Here is a 14,422-nt window from a genome sequence, read left to right as displayed (position 1 = left end):
ATGGGGGGGGGCGTAGCCCTACAGGGGGCAACGGGGGGGAGGGGCAGGCCGTTTGCGCGCGAAGGTGTCACCCCGCGCGCCAGCGGATCAGACCGGAGGCGGTGGCGGTGGCATCACGGTAAAGAGCTGCGCCAGTTCGGCCACATCCTCGGCTCGCTGCCAACCATCTTGGCCCGGCGTCCAGACCAGAGAATCGCGGGTGAGGCCACCCTCACTCGCTTTGCGGCCCATCGCGGCTTTGGAAAACGGGCCGGAGGTCGCGCCATCCTTGGCGATATGCCAAACCTTTTCGACCGGCGGCGGGGGCGGCGGCACCGGTGCGGCGGCGGTGGGGGCAGGGCGCGCGCCCCAAGGTCCGGCCTGCGCAGTGGCGGCCTGCGCCATGCTCATCCCCAGCCCCGCGCCGAGGCCCGTTTGCATCGCGGCCCCACCCGCACCTTCGCGGCCAAGCGCTTCTGCAGCTTGGAACTGCATGTATTCGTTGAGGTTGCCGACCACGCCCATGGAGGTCCGCTTGTCCATCACCGCCTCGACCGCGGGGGGGAGGGAGATGTTCTCGATGTAAAGCTCGGGCATCGCCAGCCCGTATTCGGCGATCTGGGCCGCGATGTCTTTGCCGACCAATTGCCCCAATTCACGGGTGTTCGCAGCCATGTCGAGCACCGGAATGCCCGAACTTGCCAGTGTGCGCGAAAAGGCCTGCACGATGATGTTGCGGATTTGGTAAGAGATTTCATCCATGGTGAATTCACCATCGGTACCGACGATCTCGGTCAGGAACTTTGCCGGGTCGCTCACGCGGACCGAGTAGGTGCCATAGGCGCGCAGGCGCACGGGGCCAAACTCAGGATCGCGGGCGATGATCGGGTTCTTGGTGCCCCATTTCAGATCGTTAAACCGGGTGGTGTTGACGAAATAGATCTCGGACTTGAACGGGCTTTTGAAGCCATGGTCCCAATGCTGAAGGGAGGTCATGATCGGCATGTTGTTGGTCTCAAGCATATAGAGACCGGGGGTGAAGACATCCGCCAACTGCCCCTCATGCACAAAGACCGCCGCTTGCCCCTCGCGCACAGTCAGCTTGGCTCCGTATTTAATCTCATGACCCTCACGCTCGAACCGCCAAACCATGGTGTCGCGGGTGTCGTCGGTCCAGTGAATGACATCGATGAACTGGCCGGAGAGGAAATCGAAAATGCCCATGGGAATGGTCCTTATTCTTTCGTCGTAAGGGTGCGTTACACCGGCCCGTCCGTCAACTCGCGTGCGATGATCCGGGTGATCGGGTTGACCTGCTCTGCTGTCATGCCGGGGCGCAGACGCTTGTCATAGAGCATCTTGAGCAGGAGTTCGTCGTGTTTGGTCAGCAAGGCGAATTCGTCGTCATCGTTAAAGATCGACGGGCGCGCGGCAGGGCTGTCATTGGCCAGACCCAAGCCCTGGGCCAGTTCTTCGTGGATGCACGACAGCCGCAGCAGGCCGGGGTTTTCCGAGCGGATTACAGCCACGGCGGCGGTATAGACATTCGGGTTGTCGCCCGCGGCATAGGCGGCCACGGCGCAATAGGTGTCGCGGCGCATGTTGCGCATCGCACGGAGCGACGATGGGCTAACGCCCGCGACCTTTTCCGCAGCATGGGTCAAAGCATCGACCCGGTCATCCTCAGACGCCACAACCACTATGAAATTAGGCGTGCCTGTCGTTGAGATCGGATGCCCCGTAACCCGGGCAAGGCGTCGGGCGAAAGCCTTGATGCTGGTGGTGTCAGAGCGGCGTTGCGACGGGGGGATGCTATCACCAAAGATGATCTGCATGTGCACAGGCCCTTCCCAACGGCGCAGGGGGCTGGCCCCACCTTGGCCGGAAAAATTGCCGTCATATTCGTTATAAAGGGCGATCTGTTCAAAGTTGCGGACCAGCATTTCGCTGGTAAAGGGCGTGTCATCCCCGCCACCGTCTTGGCGCAGCAAATCCTGGCTCAACTGCGCTTTCTCGACCTGATGCAAATAGCTGCGCAGCATGGCGCTTTTTTGCGAAGTGGGTTTGGCCACCACAGCCGGAGAGGGGGGCTTTGCCACAGGGCGGGCCTGCGGCTTGGCGACCTGTTGCAAGACGGGCGCGGGTTCGGCGCAGGCCAGCAATAGCATGCTCAGCGCCAGCGCCCCCCCGGCGCGCAGTTTTCTGCGCAGACGTTCTTGCATTACCTGTTCCCCCACGTCGGTCTTAGCTTGGCACCGCGTTGCCTGTGGTATCGCCCAAGCCCGTTTCGCGGGCCTTGGCGGCGGCCAGCGTGTCGCGCAGACGGCCTTCCATTTCCTGCAACTCCTTCTCGGCATTGGCGCGTTTTGCTTTGCCTTCATCGGCGATTTGCAGGGATTCTTCGATGGTGCCGATCAGGTCTTCGTTGGCCTGTTTCACCGCTTCGATGTCGAAGACGCCGCGCTCCATTTCCTGACGGATCACCTTGTTGCTGTCACGCAGGTTCTTGGCGTTGGAGGTGAGCAATTCGTTAGTCAGGTCATTCGCCTCGCGCACCGCATTGGCCGCGTCACCGCTGCGCTGGATGGTCACGGCTTGGGCCAGTTGCGTTTCCCACAGGGGTACGGTGTTCACCAAGGTCGAGTTGATCTTGGTCACGAGGCTTTTGTCGTTCTCTTGCACCAGACGGATCGAAGGCAGGGATTGCATGGTGACCTGACGTGTCAGTTTCAGATCATGCACCCGGCGTTCCAGATCATCGCGGGCGGCACGCAGATCACGGAGTTCCTGCGCCCGCATCACCTGATCGTCTTCGTTCGCCTTATCCAGCGCGGTCTGTTTGGCGGGGATGGTCTTGTGATCCAGTTCAACAATCTTGGCCTCACCGGCCGAGATATAGAGCGCCAGTTCATCGTAGAATTGCAGCGTCTTTTCATAAAGCAGGTCAAGGGATTTGATGTCTTTCAGCAGCGTATGCTCATGCGCCAGCAGGTTGTCGGTGATCCGGTCGATCTGGCCTTGTACCTCTTCGAAACGCGCGGTGAATTTGGCGAATGGTGTGGCACGGCCCAGCAATTTTTCCCACCAGCTTTGTTTGCGCCGCACGTCCAGCTCAGAGACCGAAAATCCGCGGATCGCGCTGACCATGGTGCGCAGGCTATCGCCCGCGGGGCCGACATCCTTGTTGCGCACATCGGCCAGCATGGATTGGCTGATCTCTTGCAACTCGGCCTGCGCGGCAGAGCCGAAGCTGACGATGGATTGCGTATCGGTCACGTCGATCTCGGCCATACGCTTTTGGATTTCCGCGCTCTGTGCGGCATCGGCTTTGGCCAATGGCACGATGGCATTGGCATCCGTCGGTTCGGGCAAAATGGTTGCGTTCACTTCTTCCACCAACCCTTGCGATTGGGCAGCTTTTTCACGGAGGGCATCGGTCATCACTGATCTTCCTTGGTATTTGCAGGGGCGGGCTGTTCCAGTCGGACCCCCTCGCGGGAGAGGCGTTCACGCAGCACGTCGATTTCCACGTTCAGATCGCTGCGGTCGTCCAGCAGGGACTTCGCTGTGCGGGCGGCAAAGTTCTGATCCAGATCGTCGAGCAAAGCGAGGTAGTCGTCGCGGGCTTGCGCGTCTTGATTGCGGGCATAGAGGTCGGCGAATTTCACCGTCGCATCATGCGCGCCGCGCAGATAGACGACAAGGTATTTACGGGCGGCGGTCAGGTCGCGGGGGTCTTCTTCGACGGTGCGGATCAAATGGCGGGCGGTTTCTTGGAACTCGGCCAGCCGTGCTTCGGCCCGCCGGTCGCCCGCGCGCAAGATCGCTTGGCTCATGCCCGAGAGCAGCTTTTCGGCCTCATCTACCACACGGGCAACGCGGTCTTGCTGGAAGGTGTCGATCCCCTCCATGCCTTTGTTCTGCAAGGGATCAATGCCAAATGCCGCAAGGTGCAGGGCCGTGGCCGCGACGCCGTAGAGCAGGGCTGCGATAAGGCTCGGGTCATTGCTGTATGCAGCAAGGGCCGCGCCAGCACCCGCCAATACTGCGGCCAGAATTTTGCGCGGCAGGACCGGGCGGCGGGCAACTTTGCGTTCGTGGTACTCCGCCTCGGCCAGAAGGCCGTCGCGCAGTAGCCAGACGCCCGAGGCCAACAAAAACGCCCCGCCAAGGCCAAGAACCAGCGTGCCCGCGCCACCGATAAGCGAGGTTCCAGCCAGCAGGACCGGGGGCAGGAACATCAGGTTCACCCGCCCACCCACAGGATCGACCCGCAGGCGGCGGGTCGTGCGCGGTGTGCTGCCGGGGGTGGCGTCCGTGTCGGGGCTATATTTGCTGCCAAAGCGCTGCGCCATGGATCAAAGCCCCCCGAGAAAACCGCTGGTCAGCCCAAGCAGCAAAACCAGCAACGCCCCAAAGGCGATTTTCTGAAAGGTCGTTGGCGCCATCATGTTTCCCCTCTCGCCGCCCCAGATCGGGCGCAGCGCCGTGCCGGCACTGTCAGCCGCGCGCCCCAAGAGCAAGGCCGCGCCGAGGATGATAACCACGAGCGCGGCCAAGGCCACCAAAAACATCACTATTCGCAACATATTGCCCTTTTCTGCCAGCGGTTTCGCGCTGATCTTGCCTGCCGTTCTATAGTCAACGCACGCAGGTCAGCAGCGTTCCGGAAACGCGCAGGGCAACTTGGGGCATCGCCGGTCAGCGGCGGGGCTTTGACCCCCGGCCACCGGGCTTTGGCCCCGGTTTACCGTCCGGTTTGGCATTGGGGCGCCCTGCGGGACGCACCCCCGGTTTACCATTGGGTTTACCACTGGGCCTGCCTTGAGCTGCCTTGCCACGCGGTGCGTTCTTCGCCTTTCCGCCACCACGGCGGGGCGGCGGTTCATCATCTTCGCCGGGTTGTACGGGCAGACCGGGCTGGCCCGCGCCCCCAAAACCGCCGGGTTTGCGGCGTGGCGGACGGCGCAGACCCGTGGGCTTTTTGACAGCGGTGCCGCTGGGGTCTTCCAACTCAAGGCCCAGTTGATCGCGCACGACTTTGCGACGCAGTTCTTCCACCTCGCCGATCTTCAACTCGCCCAATTGGAACGGGCCGTAAGAGATCCGGATCAGCCGGTTCACGGTCAGGCCCACGGCCTCCATCGCGCGGCGAATTTCGCGGTTGCGGCCTTCGCGCAGGCCGATGGTCAGCCAAGCGTTCGCGCCTTGCTGGCGGTCCAATGTCACGTCCATCGGCTGGAAATTTTCGCCCTCCACGGTGATGCCGCGGCGCAGAGGCTCTAGCATTTCATCCGTAGGGCGGCCATTCACCCGCGCGCGGTAGCGGCGCAGCCAGCCGGTGCTGGGCAGTTCCAGCTTGCGTTTCACGCCGCCATCGTTGGTCAGCAGCAAAAGCCCTTCGGAATTGAGGTCAAGCCGGCCTACGGTCATCACGCGGGGCATATCCTCGGGCAGGGCATCAAAGATCGTCTCGCGGCCCTTTTCGTCGGAGTTTGTCGTCACCAGACCGGTGGGCTTGTGATAAAGCCAGATACGCGGCGGTTCGGGCGCGCCGACGGGGGTGTTGTCGACGGTGATCTTATCCTCAGGCGTGACGTTCAGCGCGGGCGAGGTGATCTGCTCTCCGTTCACGCGCACGCGGCCCGCTTCGATCATGCGCTCGGCCTCGCGGCGCGAGGCAATACCGGCGCGCGACAGCACCTTGGCGATGCGGTCGCCCTTGGATGTGCTGGCGTCAGCATCGGTGTCGGTGTTTTGTGGGCCTGAGCCGGAGGGGGGCGTTTTTGCGTTCATACACTGCGCTTACCCTGTTTCACGGGCTTGCGAAAGGGTGGCGTTTGCGGCCATGTGACGGAATGGAGTTTCGCTCATATATGGGGCAGGCGCTGGCCGAGGCCCGCGCCGCTGCCGCGCGCGGCGAGGTGCCGGTTGGGGCGGTTGTCGTCTCACCCGAAGGGCAGATCGTCGCGACGGCTGGCAACGAAACCCGCGCGCGCAACGATCCTACCGCCCATGCCGAGATGCTGGCCCTGCGCGCGGCCTGTGCGACTGTTGGCTCAGAACGGCTGATCGGTCACGCGCTCTACGTCACGTTGGAGCCCTGCGCGATGTGCGCCGGGGCCATTGCCGCCGCACGGCTGGAGCGCTTGTTCTATGGTGCGGCAGACCCCAAATCAGGCGGCGTGGCGCAGGGCGCGCGGGTGTTCTCGCATCCCCAATGCCATCACGCGCCGCAGGTCTTTGACGGCATCGCCGCGCGGGACTCAGAGCAGCTTTTAACTGCATTTTTCCAAGCCAAAAGAGGGGGGTAACCCATGGCAGGCAATAGGGATTTGGCGCAATTCATGCGGGGCGCGCTTAGCTCAGGCAAAAGCCGCGTGGAGATCGCCGCAGTGCTGGGCCAAGCGGGCTGGTCAGCGCAAGAGGTCAGCGAGGCATTGGAAGGTTGGGCGGATGTGCCCTTTGCCCCGCCGGTGCCACGTCCGCGCCCCGTGGTCACGGCGCGGGATTTTTTCGTCTATGCGCTGATGTTCGGGGCGCTGCTTTTTGGCGCGGGGTATCTGGTGGGGCTGCTGCATGCTTTGATCGATCACTTTCTCTCGTCGGAGGGCAGCGGGGCGACCTATCGCATCCGCTGGGCCATGGCGGTGCTGATCGTGACGTTGCCGCTGTACCTGTGGCTGGCCACGCGCGAAAACAGGCGGTTGGCTGCTGATCCGGCGCTGGCGCGCTCGGCCATTCGCAGTTGGATGACCTATGTGACCCTGCTTTTCGCCGCTGCGGTTCTGTTGGGTGATCTGGTGGCGGTGATCTATGCCTTCCTCAGTGGCGATCTGACAGTGCAATTCGCGCTGAAGGCGCTGGTGGTGGCAGGAATCGCCGGGGGCATCTTTGGCTATTACCGCCGCGATGGGCGGCAGGGGGCGACCGGGTGAACCGGCTGTTCTTTGGCGGTGCCGTGGCTGTGGTCTTGGCCGCGCTGCTGGCCGGTTTCGCCGTGGTCGGCGGGCCGGGCCATGCGCGCTCCGAAAGCCGTGACCAGACCCGTCTGGCAGACCTGCGGCACCTCGCCGATGCGATTATTTGCGAGACCGCAGAGCAGGCGGCGTTCTCGCGCGCCTGTCGCAGCGCAGAGCAGAGCCTTCACGATCCGCTGACTGGCGCCGCCTATGAGGTGACGCGAGGGGCTGAGAGCCTCGCGGTCTGCGCGACTTTTGAGGTGCCTCAGGAGAAAGCGGTCGCCTCTGGGCGGGAGCGGCTGCATTTCGACGGGGCGGTGGGGTGCCTGCGCTATCGGCGCGTCCCATCTTCGCGGCAATGGGTGGTGCAGGCGCCCTGAGCGGGGGAGGGGTGCGATTGACGGGCTGCCGCTGCTCGGCGGCCTAGGCCGGCTAAAGCTGCGCTAAGCGCGCCTTACCCGGCTCCCCAACGCAAAAGGCCACGCGCAAACCGCGTGGCCTTTTGAAACCGTTCAAAGCAGGCGATCTTACTTGATCTTGCCTTCTTTGTATTCGACGTGCTTGCGCGCAACGGGGTCGTACTTTTTGATGACCATCTTCTCGGTCATGGTGCGTGCGTTCTTCTTGGTCACGTAGAAATGGCCTGTGCCCGCGGACGAGTTCAGGCGGATCTTGATCGTGGTTGGCTTCGCCATGTGTCTTCTCCTGCTGCACGGCCGCGCAGGCGTGCGTGAATTCTGAATTTCGGGTTCTAGTCAGACCCGCGCCCGAGTCAACCGCTATTTGCCCGTCCGATGGCGAAAGACGCCGGTTTCGTCGAAAAACCTGCCTTTCGGACCTGAAAGGGCAGGAATATGCGCGGAAGGCCTATAAGCCGGATTTTGTACCTGTCCGAAAACAGGCGATGACCATTCCTCTGACTGCACCGTTGCCGATGCAGCTATAGCTGCCAACCCGGACCTGCTGGGGCAGAAGAGCCCCGCCTTTGACCCGAAGATCATCGGCGCGCGGTCCCTATTTAGCATTGCTCCCGGTGGGGCTTGCCGTGCCAGAACTGTTGCCAGCCCCGCGGTGGGCTCTTACCCCACCGTTTCACCCTTACCCCTTGGGGGTTCCGGCAAGCCGGACCAAGGGGCGGTTTCATTTCTGTGGCGCTTTCCGTCGGGTTGCCCCGCCCGGGCGTTACCCGGCACCGTTTCTTCTTGGAGTCCGGACTTTCCTCTACGTCGCTTTTGCCCCGCAAAAGCGACGCCACGGATGTCACACATGCGTGTGACGGCAGTGGTCGTCGGTCATGCGACGCGAGACGACGCAGCGGCCATCCAGCCTTCCGCGCATCCCCGCCCTAGACGCCGCCGCGTGGCGCGTCAATGGGGGCGGGCAGGGCGGCAAGGTCTGCGGGGGTGAGAGGGCCGCGCCCGTGGGGCCTGAAACGCATCCGCACGGTCTCTAGCAGCGTGGCATCGTCACAGGGCGCGGTGAAGCCTGCGGCTTGCGCGGCGGCGCGGAAGGTATCGGCTGTGGCGGTCTTTGGCGCAACGCCATCGCCCGCAGGCAAGGCCAGCCCCCGCCGCGCCAGCCGTGCCCAATCGAATCGGGGGCCGGGGTCGACCTTTCGGCCCGGTGCCATGCAGGAGTGGCCGATTATCCCGTCGGGCGGGATGCCGTGACGTTTCATGATGCCAGGCAGGAGGGTTTCGAGCGCGCGCATCTGCGGTTCTGAGAACGGGTGATCGCCGCGGTTGTCCAACTCGATCCCGATGGAGCGGGAGTTGATGTCGTCCAGACCGGCCCATTCGCCGACGCCCGCGTGCCAAGCGCGCTGGTCTTCCTTGACCAATTGCAGGATGCGCCCGTTGCCACAGATCAGATAATGCGCAGAGACAGCCGCAGAGGGGTCGCAGAGCCGATCCAGCGCCGCTTGGGCGCTGGTCATGGCCGTGTGGTGCAGGACGATAAGCCGGGGTCGCAGCCCGCCGCGCCGCGGGCCGTAATTGGGCGAGGGATGCGCCGTCACGTCAGGCGCGACAGGCATCTATCAGCCCTGCGCAGCCCGGCGGAAGGGGGTGGGATCCCAGTTGCAGGCGAAGCCATCGCCATCGGGGTCCATGCCCTCGCGGTCCTTTTCGGGGCCACCGGCCTCAAGGAAAGCAATCTGCGCTTGGTCGGCGTGGCTGTACTGCGCGCAGGCACGTTCAAACTTGCGGGCCTTGTTAAAGCCGATACGGCTATAGACCTGCTGACCGACCGATTGGTTGGATTGCAGCGCATAGGCGACGATGTTCGGGCCGACGTTCCGACGCTCGGGCAGTGCTTCGGGCTGAACCACCTGATATTGGGCGCGGTTGGCGGCCACGCGGGCCGCGTCGTCTTGAATGCTGCGCTGGCCCGACACCGCGTCAAAGTTGTTCTCGTTCGAGATGCCCACGGCGTTGACCGCTGCGGGGGGCGGATTCGACGGGCTGGCGTTCACCGGGGAAACGCCCGAGTTGGTCGTGGCATCATTGCCCAGACCGTTGCTTGCCCCGCCCGGACGGGTCGCCGCCAGAACGCGGGCAGTTTCCGCCGCCGTCGCTTCGGGGGAGCCGTCATCTAACGGCTGGGCGGTAACGTCAGAGGTGAAGCTGCCGTCGCCCGCCAGCGCCGCATCGCGTGCACGCTGCTCGGCTTCGAAATTGCTGTCGCCAAAGCCGACGCCGCGCCCGCTGTTGATGTTCCCGGAATCGGGGATCGCCGGTTGGCAGGCTGCCAAAAGACCGCCTGCTGTCATCGCTAGAAGTGTCCGTGTGATCATCTGACCCGCTCTCGCCTCTTATTCACCGCCCTGCGGCTTACCACCATTTCTCGGGCTTGGCCACAAAACCGGCCGCCTTCTCCAGCGCATAGGCGGAGGACAGCAACTCGGCCTCTTCCCACGGGCGCCCAATCAGTTGCAGACCCAGTGGCAAGCCTGTGGCGCTTTGCCCCGTCGGCAGCGCGACACCGGGAAGACCGGCGAGGTTCACCGTCACGGTAAAGACGTCGTTGAGATACATCGCCACCGGATCGGCGTCCTTCATCTCGCCCAGACCGAAGGCCGCCGAGGGAGTCGCCGGGGTCAGGATGCTGTCGATGCCTTGGGCAAAGACATCTTCGAAGTCTTTCTTGATCAGGGTACGGACCTTGCGGGCGCGGTTATAATAGGCGTCGTAGAAACCGGCGGAGAGCACATAGGTGCCCACCATCACGCGGCGCTGAACCTCATGGCCAAAGCCCTCGGCGCGGGTTTTCTCGTACATCTCGGTAATGCCATCGCCGTGGTCGAGCTTGGCGCGGTGGCCAAAGCGCACGCCGTCATAACGCGCGAGGTTCGAGGACGCTTCGGCAGGGGCGATGACGTAATAGGCAGGCAGGGCGTATTTCGTGTGCGGCAGCGAAATGTCGACGATCTCGGCCCCGGCATCCTTCATCATCGCGATGCCGTCTTGCCAGAGCTTGTCGATCTCCTCGGGCATGCCATCCATGCGGTATTCGCGCGGGATGCCGATTTTCTTGCCACGGATGTCGCCAGTGAGGGCCGCCTCAAAATCCGGCACGGCCAGATCGGCGCTGGTGCTGTCCTTGGCGTCATGACCGCACATGGCTTCCAGCATGATCGCGGCGTCGCGCACGGTTTTGGTCATCGGCCCGGCTTGGTCGAGGCTTGAGGCGAAGGCGACGATGCCCCAACGCGAGCAGCGGCCATAGGTCGGCTTGATGCCCACAGTCCCGGTAAAGGCCGCAGGCTGGCGGATCGAGCCCCCGGTGTCGGTGCCGGTCGCGGCGAGGCAGAGGTCAGCAGCCACGGCAGCGGCGGAGCCGCCCGAGGAGCCGCCGGGCGTCAGTTCGGCGGTGTCGCCCGCGCGGCGCCACGGGTTCACCGCGGCGCCGTATACGGATGTCTCGTTCGACGAGCCCATGGCGAATTCGTCCATGTTGAGCTTGCCCAGCATCACCGCGCCGCTGTCTTTCAGCTTTTGGCTGACGGTGCTTTCATATTCGGGCAGGAACCCTTCGAGGATGCGGCTGCCCGCTTGGCTCGGCACGCCTTTGGTGCAGAAGAGATCCTTGATGCCGATGGGCAGGCCGCACATGGCAGGCGCGTCACCCTGTTTGATGCGGGCATCGGCCTCGGCGGCCTGTTCCATCGCGATCTCGGGGGTACGGTGCACGATGGCGTTCAGCGCGCCTGCGCCGTCAATGGCTTTGAGGCAGGCTTCGGTCAGGTCTTTCGAGGTGGTCTCACCCTTGCGCAGCGCGTCGCGGGCTTCGGCAAGGCTCAGTTTGTTCAGATCGGTCATTATTCCACCACCTTCGGCACGGCAAAGAACCCTTCACGGGCATCGGGGGCATTGGCCAGCACGCGGTCCTGCTGGTCGCCATCGGTGACCACGTCCTCGCGCCGTTTCAGGCGCTGCGGGGTCACGGAGGTCATCGGCTCGACACCGTCGACATCCACCTCGGACAGCTGCTCGATGAAGCCGAGGATGTTGTTGAACTCTTCCGCCAGCGCCGGAAGCGCCTCGGGTTCAACCTTGATCCGGGCCAGTTTCGCCACCCGTGCGGCGGTGTTTTCGTCGATCGACATGAACATCTCCATCTCTTTGTGGCTCCTCTACCGTTTGGGGGCGGGCCTCGCAAGGGTTTGAGAGGGGCGAAGCAGAGCCGGGCAGCGCCAAACCGGGGGATGGCGCCTGCTTCGAAGCAGTTGGGCAATTTATGTTTGCTGGGGTATTGCGCGATGGCGGGATGGCGTCCGGCTTGCAGAGGCGCCAGCCCGTTGGGCCGGTCCGGCGCTGCCCGGCGGGCATGCGCCCTCGATTCCGGGCTGGTGGCATGCGGAGACGTTTACTTGATTCCGCGCTTCGGAGGGTCAAATCTGACGTAAAACCCATACTACTCAGGAGGACCCCCATGAACATCATCTGGCTCGGCCACGGATCATTCCGCATCGAGATCGAGGACCAAGTGCTGCTGATCGACCCCTGGCTCAAAGACAACCCCATGTTGGACGACGCGCACCATGCCGATGCAATCAAAGGTGCGACCCAAATCCTCGTCACTCACGGCCATTTCGACCACACGGCTGACATCGCCGATATTGCCAGCCGGACCAATGCGCCGGTGGCGGGGATGGTCGAACTGATGGGCTGGCTGGAAAGCAAAGGCGTCGCACAAACCACCGGCTTTAACAAAGGCGGGACGATCCGCGCGGGCGAAGTGGCGATCACCATGGTCCCGGCCTCGCATTCCTCATCCGTGGAAGGCGACAACGGGCCGATCTACACCGGGATGGAGACGGGGTTCATGATCTCGGGCGAGGGGCATACGATCTATCATTCTGGTGACACGGCGATCATGGCGGATATGGATTGGATGGGCGACTATCACAAACCCGACATTGGCATTCTATCCGCAGGCGGGCATTTCACGATGGACATGGCGCAGGCCGCCTATGCCGCGAAACGCTATTTTAATTTCAAGACGGTTATCCCCTGCCACTACCGTACCTTCGACGCACTGGAGCAATCGGCGCAGGTGTTGACCGATGGCCTGCCCGGCGTCGATGTTGTGGAGCCACAGGTGATGCAGGCGATCACCGTCTGACCAACTGCCCCGACCGCCTTGCACGCCAAGGCGGAACGGGGGATACCTGAATGAACCACCGGGGAAATGCCATGTTTGCCAAATTTACTGCCGTGATCTTGTTGCTGACGCTGGGGGCCTGCGCCCCGCTGGACCGGGCCGAGCCTACCGGCAGTGTCGGCTTTACCGGCGTGGGCGGTGACCGGCCAGTCATCTTCCCCGCGCACCTTTTGGTGTACCAGCCGCAATAGACGTAAGGCGGCTGAGATGCCCAAAGAAGGTCACTTTATTAACCGCAGCAATTGGCTGCGCGCTGCCGTTTTGGGGGCCAACGATGGTATCGTCTCCTCTGCCAGTCTGCTGGTGGGGGTGAGCGCAGCTGGCATGGCGCAGGGCAATGTCTTGCTGACCGGGCTTGCGGGGCTCACCGCCGGTGCGCTGTCAATGGCGGCAGGGGAGTATGTCTCGGTCTCTGCACAGGCGGACGTTGAGAAGGCCGATCTGGAACGCGAGCGCGTGGCCCTGGTCGAAGACCCGGATTACGAGCTGAGCGAACTTGCCGAAGGGCTGGAGAACCGTGGCGTGGAGAGTGACCTCGCCTTGGAAGTCGCAGCACAGATGACCGACCATGACGCTTTGGGCGCCCACGCACGCGAAGAGTTGGGCATGTTCGGCCTTGCCGGTCAGGCGGATCCGCTGCAGGCGGCGGGCGCCTCGGCGCTGGCCTTTGCCATGGGCGGCGGGCTGCCCTTGTTGGCGGCTGTTCTGGCCCCTGCGGGGGCGCGTGGACTGACGATCACATTGGTGGCGTTGCTGGCGCTGGTGCTGCTTGGCGCGGGCGGGGCCCAACTGGGCGGTGCGCCGAAATGGCCCGCCATAAGGCGTGTCGTTTTCTGGGGCGGTTTGGCCATGGCCGTGACCGCCGGGGTCGGGCATCTTTTCGGAGCGATTGCCTGACGGCTTCAACTTAAGATGCCGCCAAAGAAAAAGGCCGACCCCTTTCAGGGCCGGCCTTTCGCATCAGATGGCACAGCGGTTATTCGCGGTTGCCGAAGAGCGACAGCAACATCATGAACATGTTGATGAAGTCCAGATAGAGGCTCAGCGCGCCCATGATCGCGGCCTTGCCCAGCCACTCAGTGTCGCCGTGATGTGCGTGGGCCAGATACTCGGTCTTGATCTTCTGGGTGTCATAGGCGGTCAGACCCGCGAAGATCAGAACACCGATGGCCGAAATCGCGAACATCAGCGCCGAAGAGGCGAGGAAGATGTTAACGATCGACGCGACAACCAAACCGATCACACCCATGATCAGGAAGCTGCCCCAGCCGGAGATGTCCTTCTTGGTGGTGTAGCCCCAAAGCGACAGACCGGCAAAGGCGATCGACGTGATCAAAAAGACCTGCGCGATAGAATAGCCGGTGAAGACCAGAAAGATCGAGCTGATCGAGATGCCCATGACGGCAGCAAAGGCGTAGAACACGACCTGCGCCGTGGCCGCAGACATTTTATTGATCATCGCGCTAAAGCCAAAGACAAAAGCGAGCGGCGCGAACATCACGACCCATTTCAGCGGCGAGGCATAGAGCGCATAGCCCAACTGCGTCAGGTACTTGTCTTGGCTAAGCTGCGCCACGGCGGCGGAAGGGTCGGAGGTGACCGACAGCCCAGAGATGGCCCAGGCCGCGGCGAAGGTGATGAGCATGCCGATCGACATGGTGCCATACACCTTGTTCATATGAGCGCGCAGACCCTCGTCGATCGCGGCGACGCGCGACCCGGCAGCAGAGCGAATTGAATTGACGTCAGCCATTTAGTGACTCCCATTGGCAAAGTTGCGTGTCGAAACTCGGCCGACACGTTCTTGGCTTTGAATA

At 63.1% G+C, this 14,422-nt stretch carries 18 protein-coding genes and 1 other RNA gene; 6 read left to right on the top strand and 13 right to left on the bottom strand.

The features are described 5' to 3' along the window. Positions 1-87: 87 nt before the first annotated feature. The 6 genes from O4H31_RS13280 to O4H31_RS13255 all read right to left on the bottom strand — a co-directional run bounded on the left by O4H31_RS13280 (position 88) and on the right by O4H31_RS13255 (position 5,775). Positions 88-1,203 carry an SPFH domain-containing protein gene (locus tag O4H31_RS13280; protein WP_269346528.1) on the bottom strand — a complete coding sequence of 372 codons (1,116 nt, stop codon included), beginning with the start codon at positions 1,201-1,203 and terminating at the stop codon, positions 88-90. Between the two features lie 35 nt (positions 1,204-1,238). After that, entirely contained in the window at positions 1,239-2,201 is a 963-nt protein-coding gene (locus O4H31_RS13275; protein ID WP_269346526.1) for a DUF2927 domain-containing protein, read from the bottom strand. A gap of 22 nt (positions 2,202-2,223) precedes the next feature. After that, positions 2,224-3,420, bottom strand: coding sequence for a toxic anion resistance protein (locus O4H31_RS13270; protein ID WP_269346524.1), 1,197 nt, complete (start codon positions 3,418-3,420; stop codon positions 2,224-2,226). Then, positions 3,420-4,334, bottom strand: coding sequence for a 5-bromo-4-chloroindolyl phosphate hydrolysis family protein (locus O4H31_RS13265; protein WP_269346521.1), 915 nt, complete (start codon positions 4,332-4,334; stop codon positions 3,420-3,422). The genes O4H31_RS13270 and O4H31_RS13265 overlap by 1 nt, the downstream gene beginning before the upstream one ends. Positions 4,335-4,337: 3 nt before the next feature. Beyond that, positions 4,338-4,568: a hypothetical protein gene (locus O4H31_RS13260; protein WP_269346519.1), complete on the bottom strand. Its 231-nt coding sequence runs from the start codon at positions 4,566-4,568 to the stop codon at positions 4,338-4,340. 112 nt (positions 4,569-4,680) lie between these two features. Next, a complete protein-coding gene (locus O4H31_RS13255; protein ID WP_269346517.1) occupies positions 4,681-5,775 on the bottom strand; it encodes a pseudouridine synthase in 1,095 nt (364 codons plus the stop codon). 62 nt (positions 5,776-5,837) lie between these two features. Between O4H31_RS13255 and O4H31_RS13250 the strand changes: the two genes are divergently transcribed. From O4H31_RS13250 to O4H31_RS13240, 3 genes are read left to right on the top strand one after another with little or no spacing between them, the layout of a single operon-like run. After that, positions 5,838-6,293, top strand: coding sequence for a nucleoside deaminase (locus O4H31_RS13250; RefSeq protein ID WP_269346515.1), 456 nt, complete (start codon positions 5,838-5,840; stop codon positions 6,291-6,293). A gap of 3 nt (positions 6,294-6,296) precedes the next feature. Next, entirely contained in the window at positions 6,297-6,917 is a 621-nt protein-coding gene (locus O4H31_RS13245) for a DUF5671 domain-containing protein (protein ID WP_269346512.1), read from the top strand. Next, complete coding sequence (locus tag O4H31_RS13240) at positions 6,914-7,321, top strand: hypothetical protein (protein ID WP_269346510.1); 408 nt, start codon at positions 6,914-6,916, stop codon at positions 7,319-7,321. The genes O4H31_RS13245 and O4H31_RS13240 overlap by 4 nt, the downstream gene beginning before the upstream one ends. A 147-nt stretch (positions 7,322-7,468) precedes the next feature. On the opposite strand, the gene rpmG is transcribed toward O4H31_RS13240, so the two are convergent. From rpmG to gatC, 6 genes are all read right to left on the bottom strand, one after another. Further along, on the bottom strand, positions 7,469-7,636 hold the full coding sequence (gene rpmG, locus O4H31_RS13235; RefSeq protein WP_007119221.1) for a 50S ribosomal protein L33: 168 nt from the start codon (positions 7,634-7,636) through the stop codon (positions 7,469-7,471). Positions 7,637-7,795: 159 nt separating this feature from the next. After that, positions 7,796-8,275, bottom strand: an RNA gene (gene rnpB / locus O4H31_RS13230) — RNase P RNA component class A. Positions 8,276-8,286: 11 nt separating this feature from the next. Then, the gene (locus O4H31_RS13225; protein WP_269346496.1) at positions 8,287-8,976 is read right to left on the bottom strand and encodes an N-acetylmuramoyl-L-alanine amidase; all 690 of its coding nucleotides are present in this window, start codon (positions 8,974-8,976) and stop codon (positions 8,287-8,289) included. 3 nt (positions 8,977-8,979) lie between these two features. Then, entirely contained in the window at positions 8,980-9,735 is a 756-nt protein-coding gene (locus tag O4H31_RS13220; RefSeq protein ID WP_260009896.1) for a hypothetical protein, read from the bottom strand. Positions 9,736-9,772: 37 nt separating this feature from the next. Next, complete coding sequence (gatA, locus tag O4H31_RS13215; RefSeq protein WP_269346492.1) at positions 9,773-11,260, bottom strand: Asp-tRNA(Asn)/Glu-tRNA(Gln) amidotransferase subunit GatA; 1,488 nt, start codon at positions 11,258-11,260, stop codon at positions 9,773-9,775. Next, the gene (gatC, locus tag O4H31_RS13210) at positions 11,260-11,547 is read right to left on the bottom strand and encodes an Asp-tRNA(Asn)/Glu-tRNA(Gln) amidotransferase subunit GatC (protein ID WP_067627510.1); all 288 of its coding nucleotides are present in this window, start codon (positions 11,545-11,547) and stop codon (positions 11,260-11,262) included. Before gatC ends, gatA begins: the two co-directional genes overlap by 1 nt. Positions 11,548-11,873: 326 nt before the next feature. On the opposite strand from gatC, the gene O4H31_RS13205 reads away from it, so the two are divergent. The 3 genes from O4H31_RS13205 to O4H31_RS13195 all read left to right on the top strand — a co-directional run bounded on the left by O4H31_RS13205 (position 11,874) and on the right by O4H31_RS13195 (position 13,502). Continuing rightward, positions 11,874-12,566 (top strand): metal-dependent hydrolase, encoded by a 693-nt coding sequence (locus tag O4H31_RS13205; RefSeq protein ID WP_269346488.1) that lies wholly within the window; start codon positions 11,874-11,876, stop codon positions 12,564-12,566. 71 nt (positions 12,567-12,637) lie between these two features. After that, positions 12,638-12,796: a hypothetical protein gene (locus O4H31_RS13200; protein ID WP_269346486.1), complete on the top strand. Its 159-nt coding sequence runs from the start codon at positions 12,638-12,640 to the stop codon at positions 12,794-12,796. Positions 12,797-12,812: 16 nt separating this feature from the next. After that, positions 12,813-13,502: a VIT1/CCC1 transporter family protein gene (locus tag O4H31_RS13195; protein WP_269346484.1), complete on the top strand. Its 690-nt coding sequence runs from the start codon at positions 12,813-12,815 to the stop codon at positions 13,500-13,502. A 79-nt stretch (positions 13,503-13,581) separates the two neighbouring features. Here the strand turns inward: O4H31_RS13195 and O4H31_RS13190 are convergent, their stop codons facing one another. Then, positions 13,582-14,358 (bottom strand): Bax inhibitor-1 family protein, encoded by a 777-nt coding sequence (locus tag O4H31_RS13190; RefSeq protein ID WP_067627480.1) that lies wholly within the window; start codon positions 14,356-14,358, stop codon positions 13,582-13,584. Between the last annotated feature and the right edge of the window lie 64 nt (positions 14,359-14,422).

Source organism: Sulfitobacter dubius, assembly GCF_027214245.1.
In the GTDB taxonomy this organism is placed as follows: Bacteria; Pseudomonadota; Alphaproteobacteria; order Rhodobacterales; family Rhodobacteraceae; genus Sulfitobacter; species Sulfitobacter dubius_A.
This window is presented reverse-complemented; position numbering and strand designations above follow the sequence as displayed.

What these genes read in the sequence shown, in the direction of transcription:
- O4H31_RS13280 (WP_269346528.1), bottom strand. Translation starts at nt 1,203, where the DNA reads ATGGGCATTTTCGATTTCCTCTCCGGCCAGTTCATCGATGTCATTCAC.
- O4H31_RS13275 (WP_269346526.1), bottom strand. Translation starts at nt 2,201, where the DNA reads ATGCAAGAACGTCTGCGCAGAAAACTGCGCGCCGGGGGGGCGCTGGCG.
- O4H31_RS13270 (WP_269346524.1), bottom strand. Translation starts at nt 3,420, where the DNA reads ATGACCGATGCCCTCCGTGAAAAAGCTGCCCAATCGCAAGGGTTGGTG.
- O4H31_RS13265 (WP_269346521.1), bottom strand. Translation starts at nt 4,334, where the DNA reads ATGGCGCAGCGCTTTGGCAGCAAATATAGCCCCGACACGGACGCCACC.
- O4H31_RS13260 (WP_269346519.1), bottom strand. Translation starts at nt 4,568, where the DNA reads ATGTTGCGAATAGTGATGTTTTTGGTGGCCTTGGCCGCGCTCGTGGTT.
- O4H31_RS13255 (WP_269346517.1), bottom strand. Translation starts at nt 5,775, where the DNA reads ATGAACGCAAAAACGCCCCCCTCCGGCTCAGGCCCACAAAACACCGAC.
- O4H31_RS13250 (WP_269346515.1), top strand. Translation starts at nt 5,838, where the DNA reads ATGGAGTTTCGCTCATATATGGGGCAGGCGCTGGCCGAGGCCCGCGCC.
- O4H31_RS13245 (WP_269346512.1), top strand. Translation starts at nt 6,297, where the DNA reads ATGGCAGGCAATAGGGATTTGGCGCAATTCATGCGGGGCGCGCTTAGC.
- rpmG (WP_007119221.1), bottom strand. Translation starts at nt 7,636, where the DNA reads ATGGCGAAGCCAACCACGATCAAGATCCGCCTGAACTCGTCCGCGGGC.
- O4H31_RS13225 (WP_269346496.1), bottom strand. Translation starts at nt 8,976, where the DNA reads ATGCCTGTCGCGCCTGACGTGACGGCGCATCCCTCGCCCAATTACGGC.
- O4H31_RS13220 (WP_260009896.1), bottom strand. Translation starts at nt 9,735, where the DNA reads ATGATCACACGGACACTTCTAGCGATGACAGCAGGCGGTCTTTTGGCA.
- gatA (WP_269346492.1), bottom strand. Translation starts at nt 11,260, where the DNA reads ATGACCGATCTGAACAAACTGAGCCTTGCCGAAGCCCGCGACGCGCTG.
- gatC (WP_067627510.1), bottom strand. Translation starts at nt 11,547, where the DNA reads ATGTCGATCGACGAAAACACCGCCGCACGGGTGGCGAAACTGGCCCGG.
- O4H31_RS13205 (WP_269346488.1), top strand. Translation starts at nt 11,874, where the DNA reads ATGAACATCATCTGGCTCGGCCACGGATCATTCCGCATCGAGATCGAG.
- O4H31_RS13200 (WP_269346486.1), top strand. Translation starts at nt 12,638, where the DNA reads ATGTTTGCCAAATTTACTGCCGTGATCTTGTTGCTGACGCTGGGGGCC.
- O4H31_RS13195 (WP_269346484.1), top strand. Translation starts at nt 12,813, where the DNA reads ATGCCCAAAGAAGGTCACTTTATTAACCGCAGCAATTGGCTGCGCGCT.
- O4H31_RS13190 (WP_067627480.1), bottom strand. Translation starts at nt 14,358, where the DNA reads ATGGCTGACGTCAATTCAATTCGCTCTGCTGCCGGGTCGCGCGTCGCC.